The 26,975-nt window shown below is 61.4% G+C and carries 23 protein-coding genes; 8 read left to right on the top strand and 15 right to left on the bottom strand.

The window, feature by feature from the left end; translation table 11 throughout:
* The first annotated feature begins 26 nt into the window (after nucleotides 1-26).
* Complete coding sequence (add, locus tag AAHA41_RS15335; RefSeq protein ID WP_021231491.1) at nucleotides 27-1,028, top strand: adenosine deaminase; 1,002 nt, start codon at nucleotides 27-29, stop codon at nucleotides 1,026-1,028.
* A gap of 151 nt (nucleotides 1,029-1,179) precedes the next feature.
* On the opposite strand, the gene rmuC is transcribed toward add, so the two are convergent.
* Together rmuC and AAHA41_RS15325 are read right to left on the bottom strand one after the other, a co-directional pair.
* Nucleotides 1,180-2,520: a DNA recombination protein RmuC gene (gene rmuC / locus AAHA41_RS15330; RefSeq protein WP_323069979.1), complete on the bottom strand. Its 1,341-nt coding sequence runs from the start codon at nucleotides 2,518-2,520 to the stop codon at nucleotides 1,180-1,182.
* Nucleotides 2,517-2,732 (bottom strand): hypothetical protein, encoded by a 216-nt coding sequence (locus AAHA41_RS15325; protein WP_033114762.1) that lies wholly within the window; start codon nucleotides 2,730-2,732, stop codon nucleotides 2,517-2,519. The genes rmuC and AAHA41_RS15325 overlap by 4 nt, the downstream gene beginning before the upstream one ends.
* A gap of 141 nt (nucleotides 2,733-2,873) precedes the next feature.
* On the opposite strand from AAHA41_RS15325, the gene AAHA41_RS15320 reads away from it, so the two are divergent.
* The gene (locus AAHA41_RS15320; protein WP_033114761.1) at nucleotides 2,874-3,395 is read left to right on the top strand and encodes a ferredoxin-type protein NapF; all 522 of its coding nucleotides are present in this window, start codon (nucleotides 2,874-2,876) and stop codon (nucleotides 3,393-3,395) included.
* Nucleotides 3,396-3,448: 53 nt separating this feature from the next.
* On the opposite strand, the gene AAHA41_RS15315 is transcribed toward AAHA41_RS15320, so the two are convergent.
* The 6 genes from AAHA41_RS15315 to AAHA41_RS15290 all read right to left on the bottom strand — a co-directional run bounded on the left by AAHA41_RS15315 (nucleotide 3,449) and on the right by AAHA41_RS15290 (nucleotide 10,030).
* Complete coding sequence (locus tag AAHA41_RS15315) at nucleotides 3,449-3,901, bottom strand: Rrf2 family transcriptional regulator (RefSeq protein ID WP_033114760.1); 453 nt, start codon at nucleotides 3,899-3,901, stop codon at nucleotides 3,449-3,451.
* 321 nt (nucleotides 3,902-4,222) lie between these two features.
* The gene (locus tag AAHA41_RS15310) at nucleotides 4,223-5,062 is read right to left on the bottom strand and encodes a PfkB family carbohydrate kinase (RefSeq protein WP_019445767.1); all 840 of its coding nucleotides are present in this window, start codon (nucleotides 5,060-5,062) and stop codon (nucleotides 4,223-4,225) included.
* Between the two features lie 106 nt (nucleotides 5,063-5,168).
* The gene (locus tag AAHA41_RS15305; RefSeq protein WP_033114758.1) at nucleotides 5,169-6,140 is read right to left on the bottom strand and encodes a LysR substrate-binding domain-containing protein; all 972 of its coding nucleotides are present in this window, start codon (nucleotides 6,138-6,140) and stop codon (nucleotides 5,169-5,171) included.
* Nucleotides 6,141-6,295: 155 nt separating this feature from the next.
* Nucleotides 6,296-7,024, bottom strand: a complete 729-nt coding sequence (locus tag AAHA41_RS15300; protein ID WP_041209488.1) for a glutamine amidotransferase — start codon at nucleotides 7,022-7,024, stop codon at nucleotides 6,296-6,298.
* A gap of 86 nt (nucleotides 7,025-7,110) precedes the next feature.
* A complete protein-coding gene (locus tag AAHA41_RS15295; RefSeq protein WP_323069980.1) occupies nucleotides 7,111-8,607 on the bottom strand; it encodes a CoA-acylating methylmalonate-semialdehyde dehydrogenase in 1,497 nt (498 codons plus the stop codon).
* A 91-nt stretch (nucleotides 8,608-8,698) separates the two neighbouring features.
* A complete protein-coding gene (locus AAHA41_RS15290) occupies nucleotides 8,699-10,030 on the bottom strand; it encodes an aspartate aminotransferase family protein (protein ID WP_005357473.1) in 1,332 nt (443 codons plus the stop codon).
* 186 nt (nucleotides 10,031-10,216) lie between these two features.
* On the opposite strand from AAHA41_RS15290, the gene AAHA41_RS15285 reads away from it, so the two are divergent.
* The 5 genes from AAHA41_RS15285 to AAHA41_RS15265 all read left to right on the top strand — a co-directional run bounded on the left by AAHA41_RS15285 (nucleotide 10,217) and on the right by AAHA41_RS15265 (nucleotide 14,952).
* Complete coding sequence (locus AAHA41_RS15285; protein ID WP_041209486.1) at nucleotides 10,217-10,759, top strand: cupin domain-containing protein; 543 nt, start codon at nucleotides 10,217-10,219, stop codon at nucleotides 10,757-10,759.
* Between the two features lie 124 nt (nucleotides 10,760-10,883).
* On the top strand, nucleotides 10,884-12,380 hold the full coding sequence (locus AAHA41_RS15280; RefSeq protein ID WP_323069981.1) for an aldehyde dehydrogenase: 1,497 nt from the start codon (nucleotides 10,884-10,886) through the stop codon (nucleotides 12,378-12,380).
* A gap of 125 nt (nucleotides 12,381-12,505) precedes the next feature.
* A complete protein-coding gene (locus AAHA41_RS15275; RefSeq protein WP_005341999.1) occupies nucleotides 12,506-12,676 on the top strand; it encodes a hypothetical protein in 171 nt (56 codons plus the stop codon).
* Between the two features lie 113 nt (nucleotides 12,677-12,789).
* Nucleotides 12,790-13,713 (top strand): EamA family transporter RarD, encoded by a 924-nt coding sequence (rarD, locus tag AAHA41_RS15270; RefSeq protein WP_323069983.1) that lies wholly within the window; start codon nucleotides 12,790-12,792, stop codon nucleotides 13,711-13,713.
* A 129-nt stretch (nucleotides 13,714-13,842) separates the two neighbouring features.
* Entirely contained in the window at nucleotides 13,843-14,952 is a 1,110-nt protein-coding gene (locus tag AAHA41_RS15265; RefSeq protein WP_323069985.1) for a YeeE/YedE thiosulfate transporter family protein, read from the top strand.
* Between the two features lie 129 nt (nucleotides 14,953-15,081).
* Here the strand turns inward: AAHA41_RS15265 and mgtA are convergent, their stop codons facing one another.
* Nucleotides 15,082-17,844 (bottom strand): magnesium-translocating P-type ATPase, encoded by a 2,763-nt coding sequence (gene mgtA / locus AAHA41_RS15260; protein WP_323069987.1) that lies wholly within the window; start codon nucleotides 17,842-17,844, stop codon nucleotides 15,082-15,084.
* A 439-nt stretch (nucleotides 17,845-18,283) separates the two neighbouring features.
* Between mgtA and AAHA41_RS15255 the strand changes: the two genes are divergently transcribed.
* On the top strand, nucleotides 18,284-18,586 hold the full coding sequence (locus AAHA41_RS15255; RefSeq protein ID WP_323069988.1) for a hypothetical protein: 303 nt from the start codon (nucleotides 18,284-18,286) through the stop codon (nucleotides 18,584-18,586).
* A 373-nt stretch (nucleotides 18,587-18,959) separates the two neighbouring features.
* Here AAHA41_RS15255 and ompA read toward each other — a convergent pair whose 3' ends face one another.
* The 6 genes from ompA to ilvG all read right to left on the bottom strand — a co-directional run bounded on the left by ompA (nucleotide 18,960) and on the right by ilvG (nucleotide 26,671).
* Complete coding sequence (gene ompA, locus AAHA41_RS15250) at nucleotides 18,960-20,051, bottom strand: porin OmpA (protein WP_323069989.1); 1,092 nt, start codon at nucleotides 20,049-20,051, stop codon at nucleotides 18,960-18,962.
* Between the two features lie 232 nt (nucleotides 20,052-20,283).
* The gene (gene ilvA / locus AAHA41_RS15245) at nucleotides 20,284-21,804 is read right to left on the bottom strand and encodes a threonine ammonia-lyase, biosynthetic (protein WP_156854220.1); all 1,521 of its coding nucleotides are present in this window, start codon (nucleotides 21,802-21,804) and stop codon (nucleotides 20,284-20,286) included.
* 3 nt (nucleotides 21,805-21,807) lie between these two features.
* Nucleotides 21,808-23,649, bottom strand: coding sequence for a dihydroxy-acid dehydratase (ilvD, locus tag AAHA41_RS15240; RefSeq protein ID WP_323069990.1), 1,842 nt, complete (start codon nucleotides 23,647-23,649; stop codon nucleotides 21,808-21,810).
* A 143-nt stretch (nucleotides 23,650-23,792) separates the two neighbouring features.
* A complete protein-coding gene (locus AAHA41_RS15235) occupies nucleotides 23,793-24,737 on the bottom strand; it encodes a branched-chain amino acid transaminase (RefSeq protein WP_040067634.1) in 945 nt (314 codons plus the stop codon).
* Nucleotides 24,738-24,749: 12 nt separating this feature from the next.
* Complete coding sequence (gene ilvM / locus AAHA41_RS15230) at nucleotides 24,750-25,028, bottom strand: acetolactate synthase 2 small subunit (protein WP_005342011.1); 279 nt, start codon at nucleotides 25,026-25,028, stop codon at nucleotides 24,750-24,752.
* Nucleotides 25,025-26,671 carry an acetolactate synthase 2 catalytic subunit gene (gene ilvG, locus AAHA41_RS15225; RefSeq protein ID WP_323069992.1) on the bottom strand — a complete coding sequence of 549 codons (1,647 nt, stop codon included), beginning with the start codon at nucleotides 26,669-26,671 and terminating at the stop codon, nucleotides 25,025-25,027. The genes ilvM and ilvG overlap by 4 nt, the downstream gene beginning before the upstream one ends.
* Between the last annotated feature and the right edge of the window lie 304 nt (nucleotides 26,672-26,975).

Genomic DNA, 26,975 nt, shown 5'->3' with positions numbered 1-26,975 from the left:
AAACCCGACTCGAAGAAGGCGCCATCATGATTGACAGATCTCTCCCCCTGACCGACCTGCACCGCCATCTGGACGGCAACATCCGTCCGCAGACCATCCTCGAGCTGGGTCGCCAACACAATATTCAGCTGCCCGCCTTCGAGCTGGAGGCACTGCGCCCTCACGTACAGATCGTCGAGAACGAGCCGAGCCTGGTTGCCTTCCTGAAGAAGCTGGACTGGGGTGTTGCCGTGCTGGCCGACTACGACGCCTGCCGCCGGGTTGCCTACGAAAACGTGGAAGACCTGCTGCGCGCCGGTATCGACTATGCCGAGCTGCGCTTCAGCCCGGCCTATATGGCGATGACCCACAAGCTGCACCCGCAAGGCGTGGTGGAAGCCATCATCGACGGCGTGGCCGCGGGCAGCCGTGACTTCGGCATCAAGACCAATCTGATCGGCATCATGAGCCGCACCTTCGGCACCGAGCAGTGCAATCAGGAGCTGGCAGCCTGTCTGGCCCACCGCGACAAGCTGGTCGCCATCGATCTGGCCGGTGACGAGCTGGGCTTCCCGGGTGAACTCTTTGTCGACCACTTCCGCAAGGTGCGCGATGCAGGCATGCGCGTCACCGTGCACGCCGGTGAGGCGGCTGGCCCCGAGAGCATGTGGCAGGCCATTCGCGAGCTGGGTGCCGAGCGTATCGGCCACGGTGTCAAAGCGATTCAGGATCCGGCCCTGATGGCCTATCTGGCCGAGCACCGCATCGGCATCGAATCCTGCCTCACCTCCAACGTCCAGACCACCACGGTGGCGAGCCTGACAGAACACCCGATCCGCCAGTTCCTGGCTGCCGGCGTGCTGGCTTGCCTCAACACCGACGACCCGGCGGTGGAAGGGATCGACCTGCCCCACGAATATGAAGTGGCCGCCCCAGCCGCCGGCATGACCGCCAGCGAAATCCGCACCGCCCAGCAGAACGGCCTGACCCTGGCCTTCCTGAGCGATAGCGAGAAGGCCGAACTGAGCGCCCGCGCCGCCAGCCGCTGATTAACACCGGCAGTGCAAATAACAACGGCCCACTTCGGTGGGCCGTTTGCTTTGCGGATTTCTGACGATGGGTCAGCACGAGGCGAGCTGACAGATAGCAAAAGGCCCAAACCGGGTTTGGGCCTTTTGCTGATGGCTGTAAGGGGAAAAACTACTCCCGCTCCTTGTCGCGCTCCAGCGCTCGCTCTACCAAAGGTTCTGGCAGACTCTTGGTCACCTCCACCCCCAGCTCGCGGAAACGCTCGACCTGAGCGATCAGGTTGCCACGGCCGTTGACCAGCCGTCCCATCGCCTTGTCGTAGCTCTCCTGCGCCTTGTGCAGGCTGCCTCCCATCTGCTGCATCTCCTCGACAAACAGCCGCAGCTTTTCGTAGAGGCGACCGGCCCGTTCGGCAATCTGGCGGGCATTCTGGTTCTGCCGCTCGTAGCGCCACAGGTTCTCGATGGTGCGCAGCGCCACCATCAGGTTGGTGGGGCTCACCAGCAGGATATTGTTGTCGAGACCATAACGCACCAGCGAGGGATCGGCCTCCATCGCGGTGAGGAAGGCGGGCTCCACCGCCACGAACATCAGCACATAGTCGAGGGTACGCACCCCGGGCAACTGCTGGTAATCCTTGCGACCCAGCTCGCGGATATGGTTGCGCACCGAGGCGACGTGTTCCTTGAGCGCCACCGCCTTCTCCAGCTCGTCCCCGGCGTTGTACCAGCGCTCGTAGGCGGTCAGCGACACCTTGGCGTCGATGATGATGTCTTTCTCTTGTGGCAGGTGGACGATCACGTCGGGCTGGTAGCGCTTGCCCTTCTCCACCTCGATATTGACCTGGGTGTGGTACTCGTGGCCCTCGCGCAGGCCGCACTCGCTGAGGATCCGCGCCAGCACCACTTCACCCCAGTTGCCCTGCTGCTTGCTGTCGCCCTTGAGGGCGCGGGTCAGCGCCGCGGCCTCTTCGGTCATGCGGGCATTGAGCTCGGCGAGGCGCTCCAGCTCGAACTTGAGGCTGTGGCGCTGGGCCGTCTCCTGCGCATGGGTTTCCCCCACCTGACGGCGGAAGCCCTCCAGCTGCTCCTTGAGCGGAGTGAGCAGCAGATCGAGGCTGTTCTGGTTGAGCTCACGGAAGTTTCCGGAGTTTTTCTCGAAGATCCGGTTGGCAAGGTTCTCGAACTGCTGGCTGAGGCGCTGCTCCGCCTCCTGTTGCAGTTGCAGCTTCTCGGCGGCGGCCAGCCGCTCGCTGCGCAGGGTCGCTTCCGCATCCTTGAGACGGGCGGTGAGCTTGATGAGCAGGGTCTGCTGCTGATCCAGCTTCTGCTGCCCCTGTTGCCGCTCATCCTGCAGTTCGTCAAAACGCTCCTGCAGCGCCTGATAACGCTCCTGTGCCAGCAGCAGCGCCTGAGTCTGCGCCGTGCTGCTGCGCCGGCCAATAAGCCAGCCAGTTCCGATTGCCAGCAGGGCGGCTGGCAGCAGGATGACCCAGAGCCCGGGCTCGATCATTTACGGCTCCGTTGGCGCAGGAAGAGTTCGAGATAGCGGTTGGCCAGCAGCCAGAGCAGCACGTAGATGAGGTAAGCAGCGAGCACCACCCACTTGTGGCTGTTAACCCCGGTATCGAGCTCGACGAACTCGATGCCCTTGATGCGGCAGTAGCCCCACATCAGCAGGGGAAAGATATAGAGCAGGGACGAACGCCAGAGAAATAACCACATATGTTTTCATTCAACCACGGAAAAGAGACCCGCCTAGCTTACACAAGGGCAACAGCCCTTGCGATCCTGACGGCTGCTATTCTCTGGCCTGCCCTCGCAAACTTCGATAAAATTAACCCCTAATAGGTATCAGGGGTGGGCATGACTCATTATTTCCTCCGTTGGCTGACACAAGGTTGGCAAGCTTCACGCAAACCCGCAGTGGTTTGCCATGAAGCGCGCCCGCCGTGGGCGATCGAGGAGTCCCAGTACCTCACCCTCTGCACCCGCTGTGGCGAGTGTTTCAAGGCCTGCCCACGCGGTCTGCTCAAACCGGCCACCCAGGAGGAGTACGAGGGGAGCCCGATTGCCGGCACCCCGGTGCTCGATCTCGCCTGCGGCCAGTGCAGCTATTGCGGCAGCTGCGCCAGAGCCTGTCCGACCGGAGCACTCGACTTGCAACTGGGCCGTCAGGTGCAGACCCGGGTCCAGATTGAAGAGAGCTGTCAGGCCCGTCAGGGCTTCTACTGTCTGCTCTGTGAAGATGCCTGCCCCCAGCAGGCAATCAAGGCCACAGCCGATGGCATCAACGTCAATATGGATGCCTGCAATGGCTGCGGTGCCTGCGGCCTCGCCTGTCTGCACGGCGCCATCACCCTGATCCGCCAGCCGGGTAATCGCTGACAAGCAAAAGGGGCCATCAGGCCCCTTTCTTAACTGTTCTTGTTTCCTGCCCATCAGGCCATCGCCAGAATGGACTCCTGCTCGATGCCCAACAGATGGCAGAGACGGTTCGGATCGCGCACCGCATCGGCCAGGGTGTACTCACCCAGCACTTCGAGGAAGGCGTTCATGGCGCGGCGCAAAATGCCCTGAATGCGGCAGCCACCGGAGAGACGGCAGTTCTCGCGCTTGCAGTCGACCGGACAGAGCACATGCTCCATGTCCATCACCACATCGCGCAGGTTGATGGAGACCGCGGAGCGACCGAGCCGGATACCGCCATGCTTGCCACGCACCGTCTCGATGTACCCCTTGATGCCGAGCTGGTGCACTATCTTGACCACGTGGTTGCGAGAGATGCCGAAGGTATCGGCCACTTCGGTAATGGTCGACAGGCGATCCCCCGGCTGCACCGCCAGGAAGGTCAGGGTACGCAGGGCGTAGTCGGTAAATCGTGTCAGTTGCATGGTCGCACTTGCCTCTTACTACAAGCCAGGAATCAGGACGACAACATTGAGCTAAGAGGCAGGAGACAACCGGTTTGCCTCTGTCCACCAGAGGGGGGCCTGTCTCTTAATCTGAGTTGCGGAGTGACAAGGTTAAGAGCAGCACAACCGGGTGTCGATGAAGATGCACATAAATCGACACTTTCTTTGATTGATCGCAAACTTGCCGGGTTAGCCCGGCGTTTGCCTCCATTCTGGCGGCTACATTTCCCGAAATTCCTCGCCGCCGCCCCCAACAGACAAGAGGGGAAATCTCCCTTCGAACAGTGAATAAACGGGGCGTCAGTGCGGCTGCTTCAGCCAGTTTTTCAGCGCGACCGAGGGGATGGAACTCTCGGAGGCGACGGCAAACGCGCCCCAGTCCACCGCACACTGCAAGGCATCCTTGATCGCCATGCCTCGCGCCAGCCCGTGGATCAAGCCGCCAGCGAAGGCATCCCCCGCCCCCGTGGTATCGACCACAGATACTGGCCGGGCGGCGACCCTGATCTGCTCCTCGCCATGGATGGCCACCGCGCCCGCCTTGCCTTCGGTCAACACCAGCCATTCGAGCTGCTCCCCCGCCAGCTGACGGGCGTGTTGCCAGGGGTCGCTCACCTCGCCGAGATCGGAGCGGGAAGCCACCAGCACGTGGCAGGGACGGCGTGCCTGCCCCCCCTTGGGATACTGGGCCACCACGAAGCTCTTGCCGAGCATCTGGCGCATGTAGCTGATGATGGCGGTACCGGGATAGTTCACGTAGAGGCAGTCGATCCCCTCCAGCGGCAGATCACCGGGCAGATCGGGACGCCGCGGGCGGCGCAGTATGGTGCGCTCGCCGGTGGAGTCCACCAGGATCAGCAGCTCGCCGGTCTCGCCGCCAAAGCGCTCCACATGGCTGCAATCCAGCCCGTAACCGGCCGCCTGCTCCAGCAGCCAGTCGCCGGTCTCGTCCAGTCCGATGCGGGAGGCGATGGTCACCTCGTGACCTGCCCACACCAGCCCGATGCCGGTATTGGCAGCGCCGCCCCCCAGCCTGCGCCCCTGATCCACATATTGCAGCCGGGCCCCCGCCACCAGCGGTTCGGAGAGGGATAGCACATGATCACAGTTGAGATTGGCAAGCAGCAGAATGCGGGACATAGAGACCTCGGACGATGGAGATAGCCCAAAAGAGACAGGCTGAACCCCGAGTAGAGCCCAGCCTGACAGAAGAGACAACTGGCAGCGATCGGGAATCCGATCGGGATCAATAGATGGGCAGCTCTACCCCGGCCAGCAGCTCGTCGATGCGCGCCTGTGTCGGTTGCTGCATCACGCTCTGGATCACCTCCTTGGTGAGGTGGGGCGAGAAGGAGCTGATGAAGTCATACATGTAGTTCTGCAGCAGGATGCTCTTGCTGAAGCAGATCTGGGCCGGGCAGGGCTTGAACAGGTGCTCCAGATTGATGGAGACCAGCCCGGGGCTGTCGGTGTCGTTGGCCACCAGCGAGGAGATGATGCCGATACCAAAACCCAGCTCCACGTAGCGCTTGATCACTCCGGCATCCATTACCGTCATGTAGTAGCTCGGGGTCAGGCCCGCCGCCTGAAACACCTCGTCCTGCACCTGCCGACCGGTGGCACCGCTCTCGTAACTGAGGATCGGGTAGTGGCAGAGCTGCTCCAGCGTCGGCTTCTTCACCTTGGCCAGCGGGTGATCCTGCGGCACCACCAGCGAGAGGGTCCAGAGGTAGGCGGGCAGCGCGATCAGCTCCTTGTCGAAGCCAATCTCGTGGGCAACGATGGAAAAATCGGAGTAACCCTTGCTGATCTGCTCCTTGCTCGCCGACATCACCGGATGGAGGTGGAACGAGATCTTGGGGTACTTCTTGGTGAAGTAGGTAACCGATTTGGGCAGCAGATAGCGGGCGATGGTATGAGTTGTGTGAATATTGAGGGTGCCCACGGTCGGATCCAGATACTCGCGGGAGATCGCCTTGATCTTGCTCTCGATGTTGAGCATCGCCTCGGCACACTTGATGATCTCCTCACCCACCGGGGTGATGCGATGCAGATGCTTGCCACGGCGCTCGAAGATCCGCACTCCCAACTCGCTCTCCAGCAGGCCGATCTGCTTGCTGACCCCGGGCTGGCTGGTATAGAGCGCATCGGATGCCACCGAGACGTTGAGGTTGTGGTCCCGGATCGCGATCAAGTACTTCAATTGCTGTAGTTTCAAGGCTTCACCCTCTCAAGCTGGTGCGGCGATCACGCCAGACAAACAGGCCGCCACAAAGGGCGGCCAGTGTATCATCCGATCCCGACATCGCAGCGCTTGATCCTTCATTTTGCTACAAAATCTAGCACCCGAAGGGGGTCGCTGACAAACCGGGCTCAGGCTGCGCCGGCCCGCAGCGGCAGGATCCCCAAAAACTGCAGCAACCACTGCATCATGGTGGTCGAATCCACCTCTCCCTCCAGCGAGGAGAGGCTGCTCTGGTAACGCTCGTCGGGCAGCAGGCCACGGCGCCGTTCGATCAGCGCCCGGTTGTACTCCACCGAGAACTCGGGGTGCCCCTGAATGGCCACTATGTTGTCCCCCTGCAAGAACATGAAGTTGGGACAAAAATCGTTGCCCGCCAGCCGGGTTGCTCCGGGTGGCAGCAACGCCACCTGATCCTGATGGCTCGCCAGAATGCGGATATGATCCCGCGCCGGCGCCATCCAGGGGGCATCTTCCAGCATGGGGTGAACCGACACCCCCAGCCCCCACCCCTTGGTTGATTTCACCACTTCGCCACCGAGCGCCTGGGCGATCACCTGATGGCCGAAACAGATCCCGGCCAGCTTGACGTCGGCATCGTGGGCACGGCGGATCCAGCCGCGCAGTGCCTGGATCCAGGGGATATCGCTATAGGCATCGTGGCGCGAACCTGTGATAAGCCAGGCATCGCACTCATGCAGATCCTCCGGCAACTCGCCATCGATGGCTGACCAGACCCGAAACTCCAGCTCGGGTGCCAGCGGCTGAAACCCCCTGATAAACATCTCGGAGTAGACGGGGCCAAAACGATCCGCCAGATCGGGATCCAGCCGGTCACAATCGAGAATTCCCAATCGCATCTGTTGCTCCTTTACAGAAGTGCCCCCGCAGACCAGCGATCTGCGGGGGCAAGAGAATCAAATCATGGTGGTGAGCCTTTGGCTCATCACTTCATGGTTGGCATGGAGAACTCGGCACCACTGCGCAGGCTCTGGGGCCAGCGCGCCGTGACCGTCTTCATCCGGGTATAGAAGCGAACCCCGTCCGGCCCGTGCATGTTGAGCGGCCCGAAGATGGAGCGCTTCCAGCCGCCAAAGCTGTGAAACGCCATCGGCACCGGAATGGGAACGTTCACCCCTACCATACCGACCTGCACCCGCGCCGTGAAGTCCCGCGCGGTGTCGCCGTCACAGGTAAAGATGGCGGTACCGTTGCCGTACTCGTGCTCGTTGATGAGGCGCAGCGCCGTCTCGTAGTCCGGCACCCGCACAATCGAGAGCACAGGGCCGAAGATCTCCTCGCGGTAGATGCGCATCTCGGGGGTCACCTGGTCAAACAGGCAGCCACCGATAAAGTAACCCTCGTCGTGGCTCAGCGTGCGACCATCGACCCGCAGCGTGGCCCCTTCGGCCACCCCCTGATCCACGTAGCCGCGCACCTTGGCCAGATGTTCCTTGCTGATGAGCGGTCCCATTTCGTTCTCCGGGCTCTGGCCCAGCCCCGGGCCTACCCGCAGGTTTTCCACCAACGGCGTCAGCTTGGCCACCAGCGCATCGGCGGTCTCGTCCCCCACCACCACGGCCACCGAGATCGCCATGCAGCGCTCACCCGCAGCCCCATAAGCAGCCCCCATCAGGGCGGAGACCGCCTGATCGAGGTCCGCATCCGGCATCACCACCATGTGATTCTTGGCGCCGCCCAACGCCTGCACCCGTTTGCCATGGGCCGAGGCGGTGGCATAGATATACTGGGCGATGGGGGTGGAGCCGACAAACGACACAGCACCCACTCGCGGGTCGGTCAGCAGCACATCCACCACCTCCTTGTCACCGTTCACCACGTTGAGCACGCCGTCCGGCAGACCGGCCTCCTTGAGCAGCTCGGCCATCCGCAGCGAGAGGGAGGGATCCTTCTCGGAGGGTTTGAGAATAAAGGTGTTGCCGCAGGCAATGGCGACCGGGAACATCCAGAGCGGCACCATGGCCGGGAAGTTGAACGGCGTGATACCGGCGCAAACCCCCACCGGCTGCATCATGGAGTAGCTGTCTACCCCGCGACCGACGTTGAGGGAGTGCTCCCCCTTGAGCAGATGGGGGATGCCGCAGGCAAACTCCACCACCTCCAGCCCGCGGGTCAGCTCACCCTGCGCATCGGAGAAGACCTTGCCGTGCTCGCGACTGATGAGCTGGGCCAGCTCGTCCCTGCGCTGCTCCATCAACTCCTTGAAGCGGAAAAAGACCCGGGCACGCACCAGCGGCGGGGTTTGCGACCAGTCGGCAAAGGTGCGCTCGGCGATGGCGATCGCATCCTGACACTCGGCGGCGCTGGAAAGCCCCACGCACCCCTGCTGCTTGCCACAAGCGGGATTGAAGATGGCCCCCTGGCGCTCGCTGCGACTCTCCTGCGGTTGGCCGTTGATGAAGTTGCTGACCCTGTATGTCATGTATCCTCCGTGATGACTGATGTCGTGGTGGCGCAGCGCTCGTCAAAACGAGGCAACGCAAGGCCCCGCCAGAGCGGGGCCACCAAATGGGTTAGGGTTGGGCCTGCAGGGCATCCTGCAGCAGGGTGAAGAGATCGTCGATCTGACTGCGCTCGATAATGAGGGGTGGCGACAGGGCGATGATGTCGCCGGTCACCCGGATCAGCGCACCTTTCTCGAAGCAGCGCACGAACACCTCGTAGGCGCGCTTGCCCGGCGCATCCGGCATGGACTCCAGCTCGATGCCCGCTACCAGCCCGTAGTTGCGCACATCCTTCACATGCTTGCAGCCCTTCAGCGAATGGGCCGCCTCCTCCCAGTAGCCTGCCAGATCGGCGGCGCGGCTGAGCAGGTTCTCGTTGCGATAGATCTCGAGGGTCGCCAGACCCGCAGCAGCAGCCACCGGATGACCGGAATAGGTGTAGCCGTGGAACAGCTCGATAGCCCCCTTGCCTGCCGCCATCATGTCGTCATAAATGTGCTTCTGCACCAGCACCGCCCCCATGGGGATGGCGCCGTTGGTCAGCCCCTTGGCGCAGGTGATCATGTCGGGGATGACATCGAACTCCTGGGCGGCGAAGGGGGAGCCGAGGCGACCGAAACCGGTGATCACCTCGTCAAAAATCAGCAGGATGCCGTGCTTGGTGCAGATCTCCCGCAGCCGCTTGAGGTAGCCTTTGGGCGGCATCAGCACGCCGGTACTGCCGGCGATGGGCTCGACGATCACCGCCGCAATATTGCTGGCATCGTGCAGGAAGACGATCTTCTCCAGCTCGTCGGCCAGCGCCACATCCTCCTCGGGCAGCCCTTTGGTGAAGGCATTCTTGGCGATGTTGAGGGTATGGGGCAGATGATCCACCCCGGTCAGCAGGGAACCAAACCACTTGCGGTTGCCGGGAATGCCCCCCACGGAGATGCCACCGAAGCCGACCCCGTGGTAACCACGCTCGCGGCCAATCAGCCGGGTGCGAGTGCCCTGACCGCGCGCCCGCTGCCAGGCCAGCGCGATTTTGAGAGCGGTATCGACCGACTCGGAGCCGGAGTTGGTATAGAAGACGTGGCCAAAACCCTTGGGAGCAATCTCCACCAGCTTGTTGGCCAGCTCGAACGGCAGCGGGTGGCCCATCTGGAAAGTGGGGGCAAAATCGAGGTGGGAAATCTGCTGAGAGACCGCCTCGGCAATCTCGCGCCGACCATGGCCCGCGTTGCAACACCAGAGTCCGGCTGTGCCATCCAGTATCTTGCGGCCATCCTCTGAGTGATAATACATCCCCTCCGCCGACTTCAGGATGCGCGGCGCCGCCTTGAACTGCTGGTTGGCGGTGAACGGCATCCAGAAGGCGGACATGTCGGAGGGGGTATTAATGTCGCTGATCGGTTTCATGGTCACCTCATCCTTAAGGTGTTTAGCAACTATCGGCCATTGCCTATTAAATTAAACACCTAAATCCTTAAAAAAGGGCTCATTATGGCCCTATCTGATCTCACCCCAGCTAGCTGTGCTGAACGGGGTGGTATAAGATATTTAACACAAATTTAATAATAGTAAACAGTCAAGGAGTGTCTATCGATGGATATCGGCCACCGCCTCAAGGCGGTTCGCACCAAAGCCGGCCTCTCCCAGCGCGAGCTGGCCAAACGCTCCGGCGTGACCAACGGATTCATCTCCCAGATCGAGAAAAATCAGGTGAGCCCGTCGGTTGCCTCCCTGCGCAAGGTGCTGGAAGGGATCCCCATGTCGCTGGCCAGCTTCTTTACCGACGAGACCGAAATGGACTCCGAAGTGGTCTTTCGCGCCGCCGATATGCCGGATCTCGGCACCCATCCCATCAGTTACCGACTGGTGGGCCACAGCCGTGCCAACCGCGCCATCGGCATGATGCAGGAGATCCTGCCTGCCGGAGCCGACACTGGTGACGACATGCTGAGCCACGAGGGTGAAGAGTGCGGCATCGTCATCAAGGGCGAGGTTGAGGTGACCGTCGGCGAGCAGATCTACCTGCTGACGCCGGGCGATGGCTACTACTTCGACAGCCGTACCCCCCACCGTTTTCGCAACGTGGGCGAGCAGGAGTGCGTGCTGATTTCAGCCAACACCCCCGCCAGTTTCTAACTGACGGGCATCGGTTAAAAACGGCTCAATGTTTAATGAATTGTTACAGAATGGATTTACAAGCGGCAAGATGTTTAGCATATTGATACGCAGATAGTGACTTTTGCCGGTTCAAGGAGTGAACATGAGTGACCTGACCCTGGCCCAGTGGCAACACAAGGCCTCCCACCTGACTCTGCCCTCGCAAGCCTTTATCGATGGCAGCTACCGGGATGCCATCAATGGCGCCACCTTCGACTGCATCAACCCGGCCAACGGCAAGCTGCTGACCAAAGTGGCCGCCTGCGACGCCGCCGATGCCGAGTTGGCGGTACAGGCCGCTCGTGCCGCATTCGATGACAAGCGCTGGAGCGGCCTGCCACCGAAACAGCGCAAGCAGATCCTACAGCGCTTCGCCGAACTGATGCGTCTCAACAAACTGGAACTGGCGCTGCTGGAGTCGCTGGACATGGGCAAACCCATCGGCGATGCCATGGGCTATGACGCTCCGGCCGCAGCCAACTGCATCGCCTGGAACGCCGAAGCGATCGACAAGATTTACGATCAGGTCGCACCGGTCGAGGAGTCCGCTCTGGCGCTGGTGACCCGCGAACCACTCGGGGTCGTCGCCGCCATCGTTCCCTGGAACTTCCCGCTGGTGATGGCCTGCTGGAAGCTGGGCCCGGCGCTCGCCACCGGCAACTCGGTCATTCTCAAGCCTTCCGAAAAGTCCCCCCTGACCGCCCTGCGCATCGCGGGTCTGGCCAAGGAGGCGGGCATTCCCGACGGCGTATTCAATGTGCTGCCGGGCTTCGGTCACACCGTCGGCGAGGCGCTGGCCATGCACATGGATGTGGACTGCATCACCTTCACCGGCTCCACCAAAATCGGCAAGCATCTGGTGGAGTGCTCCGGCAAGTCCAACCTCAAGCGCGCCTTTATGGAGTGCGGCGGCAAGAGCCCCAACATCATTCTGGCTGACGTGCCCGATCTGGATGCTGCCGCCAGAAGCGCCGCAGGTGCCATCTTCTACAACCAGGGCGAGGTATGTACCGCCGCCTCCCGGCTGCTGGTGCAAAACAGCATCAAGCCGCAATTTATGGAGCGACTGCTGGCCCATGCCCGCGAGTGGATCTCGGCCAACCCGCTCGACCCCGCTACCCGCATCGGCGCCATGGTGGATCACATCCAGATGGAGCAGGTGCTGCGCTATATCGAAATTGGCAAACAGGAGGGGGCCAAGCTGCTGCTGGGGGGCAACCGCACCAACACAGTGAGCGGCGGCTTCTATATCGAACCCACTATTTTCGATGAAGTCACTCCGCAGATGCGTATCTTCCGCGAGGAGATCTTCGGCCCGGTGCTGGCTGTGACCGGCTTCGATACGCTGGAGGAGGCTATCGCGCTCGGCAACGACACCGACTACGGACTGGCCGCGGCAATCTGGACGGCGGATCTCAACAAGGCGGTCAAGGGCTCACGCGCCCTGCGCGCCGGCACCGTCTTCGTCAACAACTGGGATGGCGGCGACATGACCATGCCGTTTGGCGGCTTCAAACAGTCCGGCAACGGTCGCGACAAGTCGTTGCACGCGCTGGAGAAATATACCGAGCTGAAAAGTACCTGGATCCAGCTCGAATAAGGGGATAAATAGCCATCATCATCAGCAAGGGGGGAGAAATCCCCCCTTTTGCATTTCGGTCTTCCATCAGGCGGCACAATCGATATAATCATCAAATAAGCAAGCCATTAAATATAAAGACAAAAATGCTATTTTTTCTGGGAAGTGTCCTGTTTCTGGTGATCGGTTTGCCCCTGCTCTTCTTCGTGCTGGGGCACGGCGAGGCCTACGTGACCTGGGGCCCCTGGATCTCCGCTATCGCCCTGATGCTGTGGCTGCTGATGGATGTGGACAAGATCCGCCGCGGTAAAGGCTGATCCCTCTCCTCCGCCAGACTTCGCTTTATTCGCTTCTTTCCCCGCACAAGGATCGCTACACTGATTTTTTGCGATGTTTTTCCAACATCCGCACTCCAGTGAAGGCTATCCGCATGTCGCAACAGACCCAGCGCGAGGGGATCATCTACGCCCTGAGCGCTTACACCCTTTGGGGCATAGCCCCGATCTATTTCAAAACCATTGCCGCCGTGCCGGCCATCGAGATCCTCACCCACAGGGTGATCTGGTCCTGCGCCCTGCTGATGGTGCTGGTACTGCTGGGCCGCCAGTGGCACAAGGTGCAGGCGGTACTGCGTCGGCCGAAAGTGCTGCTTACCCTCGCCTTTACCTCCTTCACGGTGGGGGGCAACTGGCTGCTCTTCATCTGGGCCATCAACAATGGCCATATGCTGGATGCCAGCCTCGGCTACTACATCAATCCGCTGTTCAACGTGCTGCTGGGCATGCTGTTTCTGAGCGAGAAGCTGCGCCGCCTGCAGTGGTGGGCGGTCGCCCTCGCCTTTATCGGGGTGGCAATCCAGCTCATCGCCTTCGGCTCCCTGCCCTGGATCGCGCTGGTGCTGGCGTCGAGCTTTGCTCTATATGGTCTGGTGCGCAAAAAGCTGGCCCTTGATGCACTCACCGGCCTGCTGCTGGAGACACTCATCATGCTGCCTGCGGCCGCCTTCTACCTGTGGGGCATCGCCGACAGCCCGACCAGCCACATGACGGAGAACAGCTGGCAGCTCAACCTGCTGCTGATCGCCGCCGGCGCCGTCACCACGGCTCCCCTGCTCTGCTTCACCGCGGCGGCCACCCGGCTCAAGCTCTCCACCCTGGGTTTCTTCCAGTACATAGGCCCCAGCATGATGTTCATCCTGGCCGTCACCCTTTACGGTGAGGCGCTGGCAATGGACAAGCTCATCACCTTCGCCTGCATCTGGAGCGCACTGGTGATCTTTACCCTGGATGGACTGCGCAACGGCAAGGCACCTGCAGCGGCAAGCAGCATAAATCCTTCAAAATCAAACCAGTAGATAACAAAACCATCAGCAGCGAGATGCCGTTTGCTCGCTTCATTCTTTGCTAAACCGGTAGCCTTGGATTCAATGAGGGAATAGGATCCGCACTCCCTATTCTCCATCCAGCTATAAGGATTAACGGTTATGAATCGAAAATGGTCGCTCCCCATCGTGGCAATCGCGGGGGGAGCGTTACTCTGGCTCGGCAACACCTTTGGTATGAAATGGGCTTTGATGGCCCTGATCGGATTCGGCTTCGGCTTCACCCTCTCCTTCAGCCGCTTCGGCATCGTGTTCGGTTGGCGCGAGATGCTGACCAAGCGCAACAGCTACTATGTGCGGGTTCACCTGCTCACCATCGCCATCGAAATTCTGCTGTTCACCACCTTCCTCTCCTTTAGTCACGCCCTGTTTGGCGATGCCATGGTGGGTAACGTGATGGCTATCGGCATTCCTTTCATCGTCGGTGCCTTCCTGTTCGGCATCGGCATGCAGCTGGCTGGCGTCTGTGCCACCGGTACTCTTTATTGCTGCGGCGAGGGACAACCCCGCTTCTGGCTGGTGCTGATCTGCTACGGCATCGGCACCCTCATCAGCAACCAGTTCCGCCCCGAACTGGAGGCCACCTTCTCCAGCCATGTGGTGCTGGCCAAGGATTTGACCGGCAATATCTGGAGCGGCATGGTGCTCAACCTGGCGCTGGTCGCCGCGCTGTTCCTGCTGTTTCGCAAGAGCGAACTCAAGCGCACCGGCGAGCTCAAGCCCCTCTTCAGCGGCGGCAACCTGTTCTGGCGCGATGGCCGCTTCACCGTGCTGACCGGCGGCATCATCATCGCAGTGCTCAACTCCACTGTCGTCGCCCTGCACGGCTCGGCCTGGACCATCACAGGCGCCGTCTATGACATGGCGCTGCGCTGCGCCTCTCTGTTCGGCCTGTTCGAGGGCAACCCCAAGCTGGCCCAGCCACTCTTCATCAATCCCATGGTCGGCATGTTCTGGCTCGGCATTCTGGGGGCCATGCTGGCGCGTTGCATCAGCGGTGGCGGCAACTTCGCCCCGATGCGGATCGGCAACAGTCTGGCCTCCATCCTCGGCGGCCTGCTGATGGGGATGGGCGCCATGTACAGCGCCTGCAACCTCGGCGGCTTCTTCGACGGCACCGCCTCCGGCAGCCTGCACGGCTGGGTCTGGATGCTGATGGCCCTCGCCGGCAGCCTGATCGGCATCCGTCTGCGCCCGCTGTTCAAGCTCTAAGCCACAGGCCGGTACTCGCCAACAAGGGAGTCGGGTCACACCAAATAGAGAGAGCCAGTCCGCTTGCGCGGGCTGGCTCTCTTTTTTCTGTCGCGCCGGGATCACTCCGGCCTTTTTGCTAACTCCTCATCAGAACCACTGGCCGTGGCGCTTGATGTAGATGGTCTTGACGGTCTGGGTCAGCCCCATGTAGGCCAGCATGGTGATCACCAGCCACATGAAGTACTTGGGCCCATCCAGAGTGATGAAGCCGAAGTGCTCAGCCACAGGCGAGAAGGGCAGGTAGCAGCCGATGGCAATGGCGATCGAGGTGGAGAGTAGTACCGGCAGGGTAGCGGTACTCTGCAGGAACGGGATCTTGCGGGTACGCAGCATATGTACCACCAGCGTCTGCGACACCAGCCCCTCGATAAACCAGCCGGAGTTCATGATGGCCTGACCGTTGATCAGCGGATCCATGCTGCCGTTGGCGGTGGCATAGAGGGCACCGGCACCGAACACGAACCACATCAGGCAGTAGGTGCTGATATCGAACACCGACGAGGTCGGGCCAAGCCACAGCATGAAGCGCTTGATGTTGCTCGCCTCCCACTTGCGCGGCCGCTTGAGGAACTCGGGATCCATCTTGTCCCACGGCAGCAGCATCTGGGAGACGTCATACACCAGATTCTGGATCAGCATCTGCATCGCCAGCATGGGTGCCCAGGGCAGCCAGGCGGAAGCGACCAGCACCGAAAAGACGTTGCCGAAGTTGGAGCTGGCGGTCATGTTGAGGTACTTCAAGATGTTGCCAAAGGTCTCGCGCCCCTTGATCACCCCCTCCTCCAGCACCATCAGGCTCTTCTCCAGCAGGATGATGTCGGCGGTCTCCTTGGCGATGTCGGCACCGCTGTCCACCGAGATCCCTACGTCCGCATCCCGCAGCGCCGGCGCGTCATTGATGCCGTCACCGAGGAAACCGACGGTGTTGCCGTTGGCCTGCAGCGCCTTCACCACCCGCGACTTCTGCAGCGGGGTGAGCTTGGCGAAGATGGTGGTCTGTTTGACCGCCTCGCACAGCGCCACGTCGTCCATCCCTTCGATATCCTTGCCGAGCAGCGGCACACCGGGCTCCAGCCCCACATCGCGACACACCTTGCTGGTGATGATGGGGTTGTCGCCGGTCAGCACCTTGACCACCACGCCATAGTCGTTCAGCGCGCGGATGGCAGGAGCAGCCGAATCCTTGGGCGGATCGAAGAAGGTGAGGAAGCCGCGCACCACCAGATTGACCTCATCACTGGTGCGATAGCTCTGCTTGCGCTCGCCCGCCGGGATCTCGCGGGTTGCCACGATCAGCACCCGATACCCCTCGGCGTTGAACTCCTCGCTCTGGCGCAGCAGGGCATGGCGATCGGCGTCGGTCAGTGCGCGGATCTCCTTGCCATCGGCGATATGGCCGGAGACGGCCAGCATCTCTTCCACCGCCCCCTTGGAGACCATCAGCTGCTGGCCCAGATCGTCCTGCACAATGACTGACAGGCGACGGCGCACGAAGTCGAACGGCAGCTCGTCCACCTTGCCATAGTTGGCCGGCTTGCAGCTCTCACCCAGGGCATCGGCGTGTTCGATCACCGCGATATCCATCAGGTTCTTCATGCCGCTCTGATGAAAGCTGTTGAGCCAGGCCAGCTGCAGGATCCGGTCGTCCCGATTGCCACGCACGTCGTAGTGGTGCTCGAGGATGATCTTGTCCTGAGTCAGGGTGCCGGTCTTGTCGGTGCAGAGCACATCCATGGCACCAAAGTTCTGCACCGAGTTGAGCCGCTTCACCACCACCTTGCGTTTGGCCATCGCCACCGCGCCCCGCGCCAGGTTGGCGGAGACAATCATCGGCAGCATCTCTGGGGTAAGGCCCACCGCCACTGCCAGCGCGAAGGTAAGTGCCGACATCCAGTCGCCACTGCTGATGCCGTTGAGCATAAAGACGATGGGCACCATCACCAGCATGAAGCGGATCAGCAGCCTGGTGACGCTGTTTACGCCGCGATCGAAGCTGGTCTCGATGCGCTTGTGACTCACCACATTGCGGGCCAGCGAACCGAAGTAGGTATCACTGCCGGTGGCCACCACCACAGCACGGGCTGTACCGCTCACCACGTTGGTACCCATAAAGCAGATGTTGGGCAGATCGAGCATGCCGACATCGCCAGCACCGGAGCCTTCCGCCGACTTGCCGGCCACAGCGCCCAGAGTGTCGTACTTCTCGACCGGCAGTGCTTCGCCGGTCAGCACAGCCTGGCTGATGAAGAGATCGCGGGATTCGATCAGCTTGATGTCAGCCGGGATCATGTCCCCCGCCTGCAGGTGCACAATGTCACCGACCACCAGCTCGGTCATCGCCACCTCCTTGCGCTGGGGTGTCGCCCCCGGCGAGGGACGGCGCTGCACGGTGGCGGTATTGCGTACCAGTGACTTGAGCGCCTCGGCCGCCTTGGCGGAGCGATACTCCTGCCAGAAACGGAGCAGACCGCTCAGGCTGACCATCACGCCGAGGATAATCACCTTGACCCAATCCTCGTCACCCGGCTCGGCCATCAGTACATCCATGACGTAGCTGACCAGACCCAGCGCGATCAGCACCATTACAAAGGGGTTCTTGAACGCCTGCAGCAGCTGGATCAGCGCATGGGGCGGCTTGTCGTGATTCACCTCGTTGAGACCGAACTCGGCCAGCCGATTGGCTGCCTCGGTCGCGGTCAGACCGTCGATGTTGCTGCGCACGGCGGTGAGGGTGTACTCGAGGGATTTGTCGGCCTCGTCGAGCACCCGGGAGGAGATTTTCTCTCTCTGCGTGCCCGGCGCAACAAAGCCCTTCTGCTTGTGCCGGCTGGCGGTATGTTGTTGTTTCATGACTCTTTATCCTGATTTTTACGCGCAAGCGGGCCCCGTCGCGGGCTTGGCCTGGCGTCAGTACTGATATCGAAGGCTGTGAACCCAACACGCTGTCGATGCGCTCAATCGCCGCGCACGGGGCGGCCCGTCAGACAAATGTCTGCCGTCGCGCTAACCAGCATGGTTGGGTCAGATCAGGGGTCAGGACACCGCATCCCGTCCCCGCAGGGGGATCAGGAGTGGGGAGGCGTGGACCCCGAGGGTCGAGGTTTGGGCTCTTCGGTCATCGGTTTTCCTCCGAGTTTGCCAGGGCACATGGCCGGATACGGGTATCCGCCAGCAGTGCCAGTAAGTGATAACGAAAATCAGGATAACAATTGCGAACTACAAGATAATTGCGCGAGTCAAATAATGTCAGGCGTGTTTCATTTGGCCATTCACAGAAAAGTGACAGGCCATGAAATATATTTCGGCGGAAAATCAAAACCACCAAATATATATTTCACACACATCCAAGATATATTTATTCGCAACCACGCCTATCGAAAACAGAGCCGTTTTCAATATGGTGGAATTCATCTTGTTATTCGACGCCCGCTCGCGCCCCGGCTGCTCAACGGCCAGTCAGATGCTGCTCGACGGCAACACGGACTTGCGGCGCAACAGGGGCGACGATGAAGCGTGCGATTACATGATTCGCGAGGCGGTGCGGCTCGCAGATGAGCGGAACAATCCGGTTTGCAACGACAATCCCTGTTAAAACGGGGCTTTAGCTGTTGCGGGAGTCAGTGGTGACTCATTGAAATGCTGCACTCTAATGCTACGTTCGAGCAATCAGAGTGAGGAGGAAAAGAGAGAATATTCGGCCTCAGCTCTGGTAAACCCGCATCGCGATTTGCAATCGGCTACAACTGTCGCAGTCCATAATATTCATCCATCTGTTGATAACACGCAGGGATTCTAACCAAAAGGCTCTGCGGGAGCAAAGTTTAAATCGATATTTTTTCATCTATTTATTTCCCTCCCATATCACCGATATTTTCCATATCGAAAATATTCGCTGATTCATTGTCTTGCACGACCTGTTGTCCATAAAAAAACGGGAGGCCAGGCTTCCCGCTTTTCTTGTCATCTTATTGAGCCGGATGGGAAACCCCTTCCAGATGGACTTCGACCCGGCGATCCGGTGCCAGACAGGCGATCAGCGCCTGTTTGGAGTGGCTGGCGCAGTTGCTGCCGGTTACCGGATTGGCCTTGCCACGCCCCTCGACCCGAACCTTGTCGGCATAGAGTCCCTTGGCCACCAGATAGCTGGCCACACTCTGGGCCCGCTTCTCGGAGAGGGCGAGGTTGTAATTGTCTGAGCCGATACGGTCGGTATAGCCGATCACCGTTGCCACCCCGTCCTTCGGATTGGCTGCCACGATCTGGCTGAACAGAGCGTCGAGTGCCTCGCTGGCGGCCGGCTTGAGGGTCGCCTTGTTGAACTCGAACAGCACGTCGGAACTCAGGCTGAACTCCTTGGGTGCCACCACCACGGCTGGCGCCGGGGCGGCAACTACCGGAGCTGGAGCCGGAGCGGCCTCCCCTTGCTGGCCGAAACGATAGAGCATGCCGAACGCCAGCAAGCCGTTGTCCAGCTCGATGCCTGAACGATCGATGGAGGTGTCGCCCAGCGGGGTGGTGTATTGGTACTCCAGACGCGCCGCCCAGTTCTGGTCGATGGTGTACTCGGCCCCCAGCGCCCCGACAAAGGCGGCACCATGTTTCTTGCCGGTATAGCTCGATCCGCCAAAGCTGATCTTGCTATCCGTCCAGGCATAGCCGCCACCCAGGCGACCATAGAGATCAAGGGTACCGGTCGCCGGGAAGCTGATCTTCATAGTGGCCTGCACCAGCTGGCTCTTCGCCTCGCCATCGAGTGTCGTCACCCCGCTGCCGCCACTCATCTTGTACTTGCCGAGCCAATCGTAGCCCAGTTCAAAACCGAGATTGGGATTGAGCTGGTAACCGGCGAATGCACCCAACCCCAGATCGTTCTTGTCCTCACTGTTGTTGCCTACAGCATTGAAGGCACTGGCGATATCCTGGTTTTTATCTACACCGTAGTAGTTGGACCAACCGGCCTTGCCACCGGCATACCAGGTATTGTCCTGAGCAGCCGCCTGCACGGCGCCCGCAGCCAGCAATCCACCGACCAACACGGCAAGCATCGATTTATTCATGTTCAGCCTCTGCAATAAGTCGTTTAGGCGCCTGAATGCGCACTCTCCCTGTGTGAAGCCGTCAGGCGGCCTCGCCGCATTCAGGTTATCCCATCCACTGCCAGCCTCAAATGACCAAGCCATCAGGAGTGTGAGCTTGCCTGCATTATCTGCGCTAAAAACAGCCAGTTAGCGGCCTGCCAATAAAAAAGGGAGGCCAACGCCTCCCTCCTTCTTCATCGCGATCGTGCCATCAACTGGCCAGAAACAGCCGGTAGGCGGGGTCGTCGCTCACCTCTTTCCAGCCGTAGCCAATCTCGTGCAGGTAGTCGTGGAAGGCGGCCACGTCCTCGTCCGGCAGCTCGAAGGCACAGAGCACCCGGCCGTAGTCGGCACCGTGGTTGCGGTAGTGGAACAGGCTGATGTTCCAGCGGCAACCCAAGGTCTCGAGAAAACGCATCAAGGCGCCAGGCTGCTCCGGAAACTTGAAGCTATAGAGCCGTTCACCGAGGGGCCGGGCCGGGCGGCCGCCAATCATGTAGCGCACGTGGTTCTTGGCCAGCTCGCTCTCGGTCATATTGACTACCGGGTAGCCGTTGCCACCGAGCTGATCGATGATCTGCCCGAGCTCCTCGTCACCGCCGGTGAGGCGCACCGAGACGAACAGCGACGCCTGCTCGGCATCCGCATAGCGATAGTTGAACTCGGTTACCATGCGCGGCCCGAGCTGACGGCAGAAGTCGAGGAAGGCCCCCTTGCGCTCGGGGATGGTCACCGCCAGCATGCCCTCACGCTTCTCGCCAATCTCGCAGCGCTCCGACACGTAACGCAGGCTGTGGAAGTTGACGTTGGCACCGGAGAGAATGGCCGCCATCCGCCCCCCTTTGATCTGCTCCCGCTCGCTGTAGGCCTTGAGGCCGGCCAGCGACAGGGCCCCCGACGGCTCGGCGATGGCGCGGCAGTCATCGAAGATGTCTTTGAGCGCGGCGCAGATCTGGTCGTTGGAGACTGTCACCACCTCGTCCAGATACTGGTTGCACAGGCGGAAGGTCTCCTCGCCGATGCGCTTGACCGCCACCCCGTCCGCAAACAGCGAGACCCGCTCCAGATTGACCGGCTCGCCCGCTGCCAGCGCAGCCTTGAGGCAGGCGGAACCCTCCGCCTCCACCCCGATCACCTTCACATCCGGCAGCAGCTGTTTGATGTAGACCGCCACCCCGGCGGCCAAGCCGCCGCCGCCCACCGGCACGAACACGTGGGTGAGGTGGGTATCCTGCTCCAGCAGCTCTTTGCCGATGGTGCCCTGCCCGGCGATCACCTCGACGTCGTCAAACGGCGGGATCAGGGTGTAGCCCTCCAGCTCGGAGAGGCGGCGACTCTCGCCGTAGGCCTCGTCGAAGCTGTTGCCAAACAGCATGACGTTGCCGCCCTGACGGCGCACCGCATCGATCTTGATGTCCGGCGTGGTCTTGGGCATCACGATGATCGCCTTGATACCGAGCTTGGCGGCCGACAGGGCGACCCCCTGCGCGTGGTTGCCGGCGGAGGCGGCGATGACGCCGCGCGCCTTCTGCTCTTCGGTCAGGGTAGCGATCTTGTGGTAGGCACCGCGCAGCTTGAAGGAGTGGACCGGTTGCAGATCCTCCCGCTTCAGGCTGACGTGGTTGCCGAGCCGCTCGGAGAGTTTCTTCAGGGTTTGCAATGGGGTGACCCGCGCCGCCTCATAGACAGGGGAGAGCAGCACCTTGCGTAGATAATCAGCCGCAGAGACCATGATTTATTCCCCCAGCATCGAGCGATCGCGCACCGCGCCCTTGTCGGCGCTGGTGGCGAACATGGCGTAGGCGCGCAGGGCAAAGGAGACCTGACGCTGGCGATCGAGCGGCTTCCAGCCACGGGCCTCGACGGCGACGCGGCGGGCGGCCAGCACGCTGTCAGCCACCTCCAGCACCATGCTGCGAGCCGGGATGTCGATGTTGATGATGTCGCCATCCTCCACCAGACCGATAGTGCCGCCGGAAGCGGCCTCCGGCGAGACGTGGCCGATGGAGAGGCCCGAGGTGCCGCCGGAGAAACGGCCATCGGTGATCAGGGCACACGCCTTGCCGAGGCCCATGGATTTCAGATAGGTGGTGGGGTAGAGCATCTCCTGCATGCCGGGGCCCCCTTTCGGCCCTTCGTAGCGGATCACCACTACTTCACCTGCTTTCACTGTGCCGTCGAGGATGCCGTTCACCGCACTCTCCTGACTCTCGAATACCCGGGCCGGGCCACGGAAGGTGAGGTTCTCCTCATCCACACCGGCCGTCTTGACGATGGCGCCATTGACCGCGAGGTTGCCAGAGAGCACCGCAAGACCGCCCTCCTGGCTGTAGGCGTTGTCCAGCGAGCGGATGCACCCTTCGGCTCTGTCCAGATCCAGCTCCGGCCAGCGGCAATCCTGGCTGAACGCCTTGGTGGTGCGGATACCGGCCGGGCCAGCGCGATAGAAGTCCACCACCTCCTGACTGGGCTGGCGGCTGACATCATATTCATTGAGCTGTTCGACGAGGGAGCAACCCAGCACGGTACGGGCATCCCCATGCACCAGACCCGCTTTCTCCAGCTGGCCCAGAATGGCCACTACGCCACCGGCGCGGTGCACATCTTCCATATGATATTTCTGGGTGGAGGGCGCCACCTTGCAGAGCTGCGGCACCTTGCGGGACATGCGGTCGATATCGGCCATGGTGAAGTCGACGCCCGCCTCCTGCGCCGCTGCCAGCAGGTGCAGCACGGTATTGGTGGAGCCACCCATGGCGATGTCGAGCGCCATGGCGTTCTCGAACGCAGCCTTGGTGGCGATGTTGCGCGGCAGTGCCGAGGCATCGTCCTGCTCATACCAGCGCTTGGCCAGAGTCACGATGCGCTGACCCGCCAGCTTGAACAGCTGCTCGCGGTCGCTGTGGGTAGCCAGCATGGAGCCGTTGCCCGGCTGGGAAAGGCCGAGCGCCTCGGTCAGACAGTTCATGGAGTTGGCGGTGAACATGCCGGAACAGGAGCCGCAGGTGGGGCAGGCGCTGCGCTCCACCTGTTCGCTCTGGGAATCCGACACCTTGGGGTCGGCGCCCTGAATCATGGCGTCCACCAGATCCAGCTTGATGATCTGGTCGGAGAGCTTGGTCTTGCCCGCTTCCATCGGGCCGCCGGAGACAAAAATGACCGGGATATTGATACGCAGGGCCGCCATCAGCATCCCCGGGGTGATCTTGTCGCAGTTGGAGATGCAGACCATGGCGTCGGCGCAGTGGGCGTTGACCATATACTCCACCGAATCGGCAATCAGCTCGCGCGATGGCAGGGAGTAGAGCATGCCGCCGTGGCCCATGGCGATGCCGTCATCCACGGCGATGGTGTTGAACTCCTTGGCAACGCCGCCAGCGGCTTCAATCTCGCGCGCCACCAGCTGACCCAGATCCTTGAGGTGGACGTGACCCGGCACAAACTGGGTAAAGGAGTTGACCACGGCGATGATGGGTTTGCCGAAATCCTGATCGGTCATTCCGGTGGCACGCCACAGGGCGCGGGCCCCGGCCATGTTACGTCCGTGGGTGGTGGTGGCGGATCTCAACTTCGGCATGTCTCTACTCCCTGAATGCCCATATGGGCTCGATGCGTTATGCGGTGATGATACGAGTGGATCGGAATCGATCCTGGTGAAGGCTCCTCTGGGAAGCGCTCACCGGAAGCGACTCGGGGAGGCACTGCGCCTCCCCTCTCTCATCAGTCGTTGACGGGCGTCAGCCAGCCCCACTTGTCTTCGGTCTTGCCATTGAACAGGCCGAAGAAGGCGTTCTGCAACTGCTCGGTCACCGGGCCACGGCTGCCAGCGCCCACCTTCATCCGATCAACGGAGCGCACCGGGGTCACCTCGGCGGCGGTGCCGGTCATAAAGATCTCGTCTGCAACGTACAGCGCCTCACGGGGCAGCGCCTGCTCGCGCACCTCGTAACCCAAGTCACGCGCCAGCGTCATGATGGTGTCACGAGTGATGCCGGGCAGAATGGCGGCGGTAGCGGGCGGGGTAAACAGCACGCCGTTCTTCACCAGGAAAAGGTTCTCCCCCGCCCCTTCGCTCAGGTAGCCGTTCACGTCCAGCGCCAGCCCCTCGGCGAAGCCGTTGCGTTTGGCCTCGCGGCTGATCAGCTGGGAAGAGAGGTAGTTGCCGCCTGCCTTGGCGCCGGTGGGAATGGTGTTGGGAGCGAGCCGGTTCCATGAGGTGACGCACACATCCACCCCGTTTTTCAGCCCCTCTTCCCCCAGATAAGCGCCCCACGGCAGGGCAGCCACCATCAGGTCAGCCTTGGCATCCAGCGGCGGATGCAGCCCCAGCCCCACGTTGCCGACAAAGGCCAGCGGGCGCAGGTAGCCGCTCTTCAGGCCGTTCTCGCGCACCACAGTGCGGCAGGCTTCATTCACTTCGGACTCGCTGTAGGGGACGTCCATCCAGTAAATCTTGGCGGAGTCGAACAGGCGGCGGGTGTGCTCCTGCAGACGGAAGATGCAGGTGCCCTTGGGGGTATCGTAGGCGCGTACCCCCTCGAACACCGAGGAGCCGTAGTGCAAGGCGTGGCTCATCACGTGCACCTGGGCATCCTGCCAAGGCACCAGTTTGCCGTTGAACCAGATGTATTGGGGGTGAGTGGCGGATTGGGAAGGCTGTGACATTGGCTTGGCTCCTTAAGCTCTGATCCGGGGTTGCTGTTCCAGTGCATCGACCCGGGAGACGTCCACCAGCTTCACCAGCTGGCTCCACAACTGCTGGATGGGACGCACCGACTCGACAGTAACCGTGATCCGCAGCTGTTGGCAATCCTGCTCCATATTCAAGGCGCAGAGATTGAAGCCGCGGTGGCGCACCACCCGCAACACCCGCTCCATCACTTCGGGTCTGGGCTGGGCGTGGATATGCAGGGTGTGCTGTGCAAATGCTGGCTGGGCAAGGGTGTGCGGGTTCATGGGCGTTGCTCCATCATCTTGTGGTTGGCGACTCCCGGCGGAACCAGGGGCCAGACGTTTTCTTCCTCTGAAATAGCCACATGCAGCAGATAGGCGCCTTCGCTTGCCAGCAGGCGATCGAGGGCACCGGCTATCTGCTCCTTGCATGTGATGGTTTCGCCGGGGATGCCGAAAGCAGCAGCCAGGGCGACGAAATCGGGGTTGTCGGAAAGGATGGTCTCGCTGTAGCGGCCGTCGAAGAATAGTTCCTGCCACTGGCGCACCATGCCGAGGCGCTGGTTGTCCAGCAGCACCATCTTCACCTTGAGTTGGGCGCGGCGGATGGTGCCGAGCTCTTGCACGTTCATCATGAAAGAGCCATCACCGCTCACCAGCACCACTTCATCCTCCGGGCGCGACATCTTGGCCCCGATGGCGGCCGGCAGACCGAAGCCCATGGTGCCGAGACCGGCGCTGGAGAGGTGGTTGCGCGGACTGGTGAAGCGCATGTGCTGGGCGACCCACATCTGGTGCTGACCCACGTCGCAGGCGACCACGCTGCTCTCCGGCAACTTGGCAGATAGCTGTTTGAGCAAAGCCGGAGCGTAGATGGCCTGACCCGGATGGTCGTAGCGAAAGGCATATTCGCGGGCCATGGCGGCGCAGTGTCCACGCCAGGGGACGATGTCGAGAGTCATGGCGAGGCGTGGCAACACCTGCTTGAGATCCGTGGTGATACCCACCTCGGCGGCGCGGCGCTTGCCAAACTCGGCGGCATCCACATCGAGATGGATCACCTTGGCCTCGGGGGCAAACTCCTCCAGCTTGCCGGTCACCCGATCATCGAAACGGGCGCCCACCACCAGCAGCAGATCGCACTGCTGCACCGCATAGTTGGCCGCCTTGGTGCCGTGCATGCCGAGCATGCCCAGATAAACGGTACTGTCGGGGTCGAGCGCGCCGATCCCCTTGAGAGTGGTGACCGCTGGCATGCCGGTGGCGGCGGCAAAGTCACGCAACTGCTGCTCGGCATTGGCCATGCCTACTCCGCCACCGACGTAAAGCACCGGACGCTCGGCGGCAGCCAGCAGGGTGCGGGCTGCGGTCAACTCCGAGAGGTTGAGCGCCTCCGGCTCCTCCACCGCAAACAGCGGGCTCTGGGGCGGCACGGCGGCCAGCTGCACATCCTTGGGGAGATCGATCAGCACAGGCCCGGGGCGCCCTTCGGTGGCGATGGCAAAAGCTTCTGCCAGCACCCGCCCCAGATCGGCGGCATCGGTCACCATGAAGGAGTGCTTGGTGCAGGAGAGGGACATGCCGAGCACGTCGACCTCCTGAAACGCATCGGTGCCGATGGCGGAACAGGGTACCTGCCCGCTGATGGCCACCAACGGCACCGAGTCGAGCAGCGCCTCCGCCAGACCGGTCACCAGATTGGTGGCGCCGGGGCCGGAGGTAGCAATGCAGACTCCCACCTGACCGGAGGCGCGGGCATAACCCACCGCCGCCATGGCGGCACCCTGCTCGTGGCGACAAAGCTGATGGGCCAGACCACCGTCATACAGGGCATCGTAGACCGGCATGATGGCCCCGCCCGGGTAACCAAACACCTGGGTCACCCCCTGTTTCTTGAGAGCCTGTACCAAAAACTGCGCGCCGTTCATGTGGAAAATCCTGTCCTTTGGTCGAAAAAAAACCCCCGGGCTGTAAGGCTCGGGGGTCGCTTGTTTCGTTCTGTCCGGTGGTGGGTCTATCCCTTGTTCCGTGCAGCTAAACGAGCCCCGAGCGGTGAGATAATAATCACCACTAGGACCACAATAATGCTGACGAAACGGGAGGCCATGTTCATAGTTACAACCGGAAATCCTGTGAAATTGGGGCGGTTTCTACCGCGAATGGCTATTAGAACTAGCACGGTGATTTTTATTGGGCAAGCCTTTTTTCTGTGACAACCCACTGATTTTGGCT

Origin of the sequence: Aeromonas sp. SER, assembly GCF_038739615.1 — a bacterium.
GTDB lineage: Bacteria > Pseudomonadota > Gammaproteobacteria > Enterobacterales > Aeromonadaceae > Aeromonas > Aeromonas jandaei.
Note: the sequence above shows the minus strand (reverse complement) of the source record. Positions and strands in the feature narration are given on the sequence as shown.

Bases quoted from the DNA above. Each gene is read 5' to 3' on its own strand.
- AAHA41_RS15300 (WP_041209488.1), bottom strand. From the start codon at position 7,024: ATGCGATTGGGAATTCTCGATTGTGACCGGCTGGATCCCGATCTGGCG.
- ilvG (WP_323069992.1), bottom strand. From the start codon at position 26,671: ATGAACGGCGCGCAGTTTTTGGTACAGGCTCTCAAGAAACAGGGGGTG.
- add (WP_021231491.1), top strand. From the start codon at position 27: ATGATTGACAGATCTCTCCCCCTGACCGACCTGCACCGCCATCTGGAC.
- ilvD (WP_323069990.1), bottom strand. From the start codon at position 23,649: ATGCCGAAGTTGAGATCCGCCACCACCACCCACGGACGTAACATGGCC.
- rarD (WP_323069983.1), top strand. From the start codon at position 12,790: ATGTCGCAACAGACCCAGCGCGAGGGGATCATCTACGCCCTGAGCGCT.
- AAHA41_RS15280 (WP_323069981.1), top strand. From the start codon at position 10,884: ATGAGTGACCTGACCCTGGCCCAGTGGCAACACAAGGCCTCCCACCTG.
- ilvM (WP_005342011.1), bottom strand. From the start codon at position 25,028: ATGAACCCGCACACCCTTGCCCAGCCAGCATTTGCACAGCACACCCTG.
- AAHA41_RS15320 (WP_033114761.1), top strand. From the start codon at position 2,874: ATGACTCATTATTTCCTCCGTTGGCTGACACAAGGTTGGCAAGCTTCA.
- AAHA41_RS15285 (WP_041209486.1), top strand. From the start codon at position 10,217: ATGGATATCGGCCACCGCCTCAAGGCGGTTCGCACCAAAGCCGGCCTC.
- AAHA41_RS15255 (WP_323069988.1), top strand. From the start codon at position 18,284: ATGAAATATATTTCGGCGGAAAATCAAAACCACCAAATATATATTTCA.
- AAHA41_RS15310 (WP_019445767.1), bottom strand. From the start codon at position 5,062: ATGTCCCGCATTCTGCTGCTTGCCAATCTCAACTGTGATCATGTGCTA.
- rmuC (WP_323069979.1), bottom strand. From the start codon at position 2,520: ATGATCGAGCCCGGGCTCTGGGTCATCCTGCTGCCAGCCGCCCTGCTG.
- mgtA (WP_323069987.1), bottom strand. From the start codon at position 17,844: ATGAAACAACAACATACCGCCAGCCGGCACAAGCAGAAGGGCTTTGTT.
- AAHA41_RS15290 (WP_005357473.1), bottom strand. From the start codon at position 10,030: ATGAAACCGATCAGCGACATTAATACCCCCTCCGACATGTCCGCCTTC.
- AAHA41_RS15265 (WP_323069985.1), top strand. From the start codon at position 13,843: ATGAATCGAAAATGGTCGCTCCCCATCGTGGCAATCGCGGGGGGAGCG.
- AAHA41_RS15325 (WP_033114762.1), bottom strand. From the start codon at position 2,732: ATGTGGTTATTTCTCTGGCGTTCGTCCCTGCTCTATATCTTTCCCCTG.
- AAHA41_RS15315 (WP_033114760.1), bottom strand. From the start codon at position 3,901: ATGCAACTGACACGATTTACCGACTACGCCCTGCGTACCCTGACCTTC.
- ilvA (WP_156854220.1), bottom strand. From the start codon at position 21,804: ATGGTCTCTGCGGCTGATTATCTACGCAAGGTGCTGCTCTCCCCTGTC.
- AAHA41_RS15275 (WP_005341999.1), top strand. From the start codon at position 12,506: ATGCTATTTTTTCTGGGAAGTGTCCTGTTTCTGGTGATCGGTTTGCCC.
- ompA (WP_323069989.1), bottom strand. From the start codon at position 20,051: ATGAATAAATCGATGCTTGCCGTGTTGGTCGGTGGATTGCTGGCTGCG.
- AAHA41_RS15295 (WP_323069980.1), bottom strand. From the start codon at position 8,607: ATGACATACAGGGTCAGCAACTTCATCAACGGCCAACCGCAGGAGAGT.
- AAHA41_RS15235 (WP_040067634.1), bottom strand. From the start codon at position 24,737: ATGTCACAGCCTTCCCAATCCGCCACTCACCCCCAATACATCTGGTTC.